General features: G+C 45.8%; 7 protein-coding genes. All 7 read right to left on the bottom strand.

Annotation, left to right across the window (positions count from 1 at the left end):
* Nucleotides 1-41: 41 nt before the first annotated feature.
* Entirely contained in the window at nucleotides 42-983 is a 942-nt protein-coding gene (gene accA, locus Q0338_RS06940; RefSeq protein ID WP_122873336.1) for an acetyl-CoA carboxylase carboxyl transferase subunit alpha, read from the bottom strand.
* Nucleotides 983-2191 carry a beta-ketoacyl-ACP synthase II gene (locus Q0338_RS06945; protein ID WP_298086119.1) on the bottom strand — a complete coding sequence of 403 codons (1209 nt, stop codon included), beginning with the start codon at nucleotides 2189-2191 and terminating at the stop codon, nucleotides 983-985. Before Q0338_RS06945 ends, accA begins: the two co-directional genes overlap by 1 nt.
* Nucleotides 2192-2210: 19 nt before the next feature.
* Nucleotides 2211-2444 carry an acyl carrier protein gene (gene acpP, locus Q0338_RS06950; protein ID WP_298086120.1) on the bottom strand — a complete coding sequence of 78 codons (234 nt, stop codon included), beginning with the start codon at nucleotides 2442-2444 and terminating at the stop codon, nucleotides 2211-2213.
* Between the two features lie 79 nt (nucleotides 2445-2523).
* On the bottom strand, nucleotides 2524-3267 hold the full coding sequence (gene fabG, locus Q0338_RS06955; RefSeq protein ID WP_298086121.1) for a 3-oxoacyl-ACP reductase FabG: 744 nt from the start codon (nucleotides 3265-3267) through the stop codon (nucleotides 2524-2526).
* A gap of 96 nt (nucleotides 3268-3363) precedes the next feature.
* The gene (locus Q0338_RS06960; RefSeq protein ID WP_298086122.1) at nucleotides 3364-3723 is read right to left on the bottom strand and encodes an MmcQ/YjbR family DNA-binding protein; all 360 of its coding nucleotides are present in this window, start codon (nucleotides 3721-3723) and stop codon (nucleotides 3364-3366) included.
* Nucleotides 3720-4322, bottom strand: a complete 603-nt coding sequence (locus Q0338_RS06965) for a DNA-3-methyladenine glycosylase I (protein WP_298086123.1) — start codon at nucleotides 4320-4322, stop codon at nucleotides 3720-3722. Before Q0338_RS06965 ends, Q0338_RS06960 begins: the two co-directional genes overlap by 4 nt.
* Before the next feature lie 322 nt (nucleotides 4323-4644).
* Nucleotides 4645-5512: flavocytochrome c (locus Q0338_RS06970; RefSeq protein WP_298086124.1), on the bottom strand; the 868-nt coding region annotated here is incomplete at its 5' end.

Raw genomic sequence — 5512 nt, forward strand, 5'->3', positions numbered from 1 at the left:
GTTAAAGAAACTTTTTGTAAGAGTACTACTGCTTTTTAGCGTTATTTGCCCTCTTCAAATGCACCGGCAGATAAGATTTTAGCTATTCTAGCATTTAAAAGCTCATCTACTTTTAGTTTTTCAAGCTTATCTAACTCTGTTATAAAATAACTCGCAAGCGCTTTTACAGCAGTCTCCTTATCTCTATGAGCGCCGTTTATAGGCTCTTCGATTACATCATCTATTAAATTTAAGCTTTTTAGATCGTCGGCAGTTATTTTTAGCGCCTTTGTAGCCTGCTCCTGTTTTGATGGGTCGTTCCAAAGTATAGCTGCGCAACCCTCCGGCGAGATAACCGAGAAAACTGAATTTCGCATCATAGCTAGCTTGTCGGCTACACCTATGGCTAGAGCACCGCCGCTTCCGCCTTCGCCTATAACGACGGCTATCATTGGAGTTTTTAAATTTGCAAATTCAAATAAATTTCTAGCTATCGCCTCGCTTTGACCGCGCTCCTCAGCCGCAACGCCTGGATACGCGCCTGGAGTATCGATTAAAAATAGTATCGGAAGTCCGAATTTCTCAGCCATCTTAGCTATTCGTAAGGCTTTACGGTAACCCTCGGGATGAGGCATACCAAAATTTCTTTTTAGTTTATTTTTGGTTCCTCGACCCTTTTGCTCGCCTATCACGACGACTTTTTTAGAGCCTATATAGCCGATAAAACAAACTATCGCCCCGTCGTCGCGATACGCTCTATCGCCGTGAAGTTCATAATAATCCCTCATCATACCCTTAATGTAGTCAATAGCATAAGGGCGATCCGGATGACGAGCTAAAGCAAGGCGCTGAAACTCGTTGAGATTTTTGTAAATTTTAGCGGTCTCTTTTTCTAAATTTTTATTTAGAATTTCTACCGCATGTTCATCGCCGCGAATCCTCGCGTTTGCGATGTCATCATCTATTTGCTTGATACCTTGTTCAAAGTCTAGATAACTTGCCATTATATCTTCTTAAATATAATAGAGCCGTTCGTACCGCCGAATCCGAAAGAGTTACTCATAACGGCGTTTAGCTCAGCTTTTCTAGCCACGTTTGGCACATAGTCTAGATCGCACTCCTCGTCTTTGGTTGCGTAGTTTATCGTAGGCGGTATAAGACCTTCTTGCATAGCCATTATGGATACAACAGCCTCTATCGCGCCAGCCGCGCCAAGGCAGTGTCCAGTTTGCCCCTTAGTAGAGCTAACCGGAGGTACATTGCCGCCAAAAAGAGCTTTTAGAGCCGCGGTTTCATTTTTATCGTTAGTCGGCGTTGAGGTACCGTGTGCATTAATGTAATCGATCTGCAAATTTCCAGCCATTTTCAAGGCCTTTTTCATCGCAGAAAGCGGTCCTTCAAGCGAAGGCGAAGTTATATGATACGCGTCGCCGCTCTCGCCGAATCCTACTATCTCGGCATAAATTTTAGCCCCTCTAGCCTTAGCACTTTCATACTCTTCAAGCACGAGCGCACCGCTACCTTCGCCCATGACAAAGCCGTCTCTGTCTTTATCAAAAGGTCTTGATGCCGTTTGCGGATCGTCGTTTCTAGTAGAAAGCGCCTTCATAGCCGCAAATCCGCCGATACCTACGCCGCAAACCGTAGACTCAGATCCCACAACTAGCATCTTTTGCGCTTCGCCGATCATGATAGTTTTGGCTGCCTCGATGATAGCGTGAGTAGATGCCGCACATGCTGTTACGCTAGAGATATTGGGCCCTTTTAGACCGTGCTCTATCGAAACTATGCCGCCCAGCATATTTACTAGCGCAGAAGGTATAAAAAACGGAGAAATTCGTCTTGAGCCTTTTTCAAGCAAGATATTGGAGTTTTTTTCGATATTAGGCAAACCGCCTATGCCGGCAGCAGAGCTAACGCCGAAATTTTCAGCGTCGAATTCGCCGAAATTTGCATCAGCCATAGCCTCTTTAGCAGCTTTTAATCCAAGCTGTATAAATCTATCGACCTTTTTAACCTCCTTAGCATCCATAACACTAAGCGGGTCAAAGTCCGTTATCTCGGCAGCAATCTGAACTGGAAAATCGCTCACGTCAAAAGAGGTTATCTTTTTTACGCCGGTTTTACCTTCGCAGATAGCCTTAAATGAACTATCTTTGTCGAGCCCTAAAGCGTTGATCATCCCAATCCCGGTTACTACGACTCTTTTCAAGATCTCTCCTTACAAAAACTTATTTGTTTAGTTTCTCGATGTAGCTTACAACGTCGTTTATAGTGATCAGCTTCTCAGCGTCGCTATCAGGTATCTCTACCTCAAATTTCTCCTCAAGAGCCATAACTAGCTCGACTACGTCAAGCGAGTCTGCGCCTAGATCTTCGATAATCTTAGACTCAAGTTTTACCACATCCGGAGCCACGCTTAGTTGCTCAACTACTACGTCTCTTACGTCATCAAATATTGCCATTTTCTTCTCCTAAAAATAAAAATTTCGTGATTTTAATATATTTTAGCTTAAACTTTCGCAAAAACGTAAATTTACGCCCTTACATATATAGTCCGCCGTTTATCCTTAGAGTCTCGCCCGTGACATAGCTAGCGTGGTCGCTTAGCAAAAACGCCACAGCTTCAGCTACTTCGCTAGCACTTCCAAATCGCTTTAGCGGGATGTTGTCGCTGTATGATTTTTTGATCTCGTCGCTTAGCTCGTTCGTCATATCAGTCTCGATAAAGCCCGGCGTTACGCAGTTAAAGCGGATATTTCTCGCCGCGCCCTCTTTGGCGAAGCTTTTGTTCATCGCGATCATTCCGCCCTTGCTCGCAGCGTAGTTTGCTTGTCCGGCATTACCCATCTCGCCCACGATCGAGGCTACGTTTACGACCGCGCCGAAGCGTTTTTTGCTCATTACTTTTAGCGCCTCACGGCATCCGATAAAGGCCGAGGTCAAATTTGCGCCTATCACGCTAGTAAAATCCTCCGTCTTCATGCGAAGCGCGAGCTTGTCGTTCGTGATGCCGGCGTTATTTACGAGGTAGCCCAGCTCGCCGTCGGCGTCCGCGATCAAATTTATCGCTTTTATAAACTCATCCTCGTCCGTCGCGTCAAATTTAACCACCGCAGCCTGTCCGCCATTTGCAACTATCTCAGCTTGCAGAGCATCGGCTATTTCGGGCTTTGAGCGGTAGTTTATCCACACTTTTAACCCCATTTGCGCTAGGGTTTTGGCTATCTGCGCGCCGATACCGCGACTTGCGCCGGTGATCAGCACGTTTTTTCCGCTAAATTTCATTTTTTCTCCTTGATTTCAAATTTTACTCGCATTTTATCAGACGAAAGCTAAAAAACCTATTTTGCGGTGCAAAACCCGTAATGCAAATTTACGCGGCTATCTCGTCAGCTCAAAGCTAAGATCGATCAGATCCTCCACCTGCTCGGGCGCGATTTTGGAGCTTAAATTTACGCTGATCCAGTGCTTTTTATTCATATGATAGGCGGGCAAAATTTGCTCCCCGTCGCGCAAAATCGCCGCGAGATCGGGCTTGCATTTTAGATTTAGTATCTCTAGTGCCTCTGCGCTTTTAAGCCCCAGCTTGCCGCCGTCCACGCGCATAAAAACGGCGAACCATTTTTGGTTTTTCGCGTGGCGAAACACGGCAAATTCAGGATGTTTGTCAAATATCCGCTCGCCCTGTGCGCCGAATTTTTCCTCGATGTAGCTAAAAACTCGCTTTCGTGCAGGCATCATCTGCCTCCTTTGCAAAAGCAAGCGTCCAGATGATCGTCCACTACGCCCGCGCTTTGCAAAAACGCATAGACGCTCGTAGGTCCTAGAAATTTAAACCCGCGCTTTTTCATCTCTTTTGCGATAAACTCTGCAAGAGGCGTGGTAGCGGGGATCTGCTTTATGTTCTCATAGTGATTCATGATGGGCTTGCCGTCAAATTTGGGATCAAATTTAGGCAAAAGATAGCCCCAAAGATAGTCGTAAAAGCTACCAAACTCGCTTGCGACGGCGAGGAATGCGCGGGCGTTTGCGGCGAGAGAGTTTAGCTTTAGGCGGTTTCTGATGAGTGCTGGATTTTGCATAAATTTTGCCGTCTGCTCCTCGCCGTAGAGCGAAATTTTGCGCGCGTCAAATCCGTCAAACGCCGCTCGCATCGCCTCGCGCTTAAGCAGCACGGCATGCCACGAGATACCGGCTTGAAAGCCCTCCAGCACGATGAGCTCGAAAAATTTCGCATCGTCTTTCATGAGCTTGCCCCACTCCTCATCGTGATATACGCGCTCTAGCTCGCTTTTCTCCGCCCAGTCGCAGCGGATTTTGGATTTTTGAGTATTTTGCAAATTTAGCTCCTAGCTTTGATAAAATTTGAGAGATTGTAGCGAAATTTGAGTTAAGAAAGATGACGTGGAATCAAATTTTATCCGGCAAAATTTGATTTTGAAATTTGGTAAATTTATGCTTCAAATTTGAAAGCATTGCAGATCAAATTTAACCTGCAATGCAACAATTTGCAAGTATTTCAAGGCGATTTTTGGGGTTGTGCGGCTAAAATTTTGCGCAGGCTAGACTTCTGCTTGCAGTTGCGAGCAACGCGAAGCAAAAATAGTCTGCCAAGCAAAATTTTAGCAAGCTCCACAAAAAGCGTCCGAAAGACGCCGCAAATTAGCCTATATTCTCACCGGCTATCATACCAAACGTTAAGCAGTCAGCTATCGCCACGCTACCTAAGCGGCTAGCTCCGTGTACGCCGCCGGTGATCTCGCCTGCAGCAAATAGCCTAGGGATCGGCATCTCTGTTTGTAGAGAGATGACCTGAGCTTTGGTATTGATATCGATACCGCCCATAGTGTGGTGAAGTTTTGGCGTACCGCGCATAGCGTAGAAAGGCGGTTTAGAGATATCTACGCCGTTTGTAGTGGTTTTATCCATCGGTTTACCGAAATCCTCGTCTTTACCAGATTTAACGAAGCTATTATATCTCTCTACGGTCTTTTTAAGCTCTGCGGCAGGGATTTTATAAGCTGCGGCTAGTTCGTCTAGGGTTTCAAATTTCTTTAGTACGCCAGATTCTAGCGGTTTAGTGTAGTGCTCAGGTATGACCATGTTTTTTACGCCATCACTATCGCAGAAGTTGATCGGATAGATATCAGCTTTTGCGTCGATTACTTTAAACATAGCTTGAGAGCGGGTGCGGCGGTCTGCTAGCTCGTTCATATAGCGTTTGCCGGTTCTTGGATCGACTGAAATTCCGTAGCGGAAGCTTCCGTTTACGTTAAACATAGAGCCTACGCCAAAGCCTTTTTCATCAGGGCATGCCCATGGACCAAATTGTATCCAGCTTAGCTGCACTGGAGTTGCGCCGATCCTAAATGCCTCTTTCATAGCGCCTGCAGTAGCTCCTGGGTGGTTTGTGCTATCTGTGGTTGGCAATATAGATGGATCTTGGACTTGTCTAAAGAATACGTCGCGGCAAAATCCTCCCGCAGCTAGTACTACGCCTTTTTTAGCTTTTATAGTCTTTTTAGTTCCG

Origin of the sequence: uncultured Campylobacter sp. (assembly GCF_938018145.1) — a bacterium.
GTDB lineage: Bacteria > Campylobacterota > Campylobacteria > Campylobacterales > Campylobacteraceae > Campylobacter_A.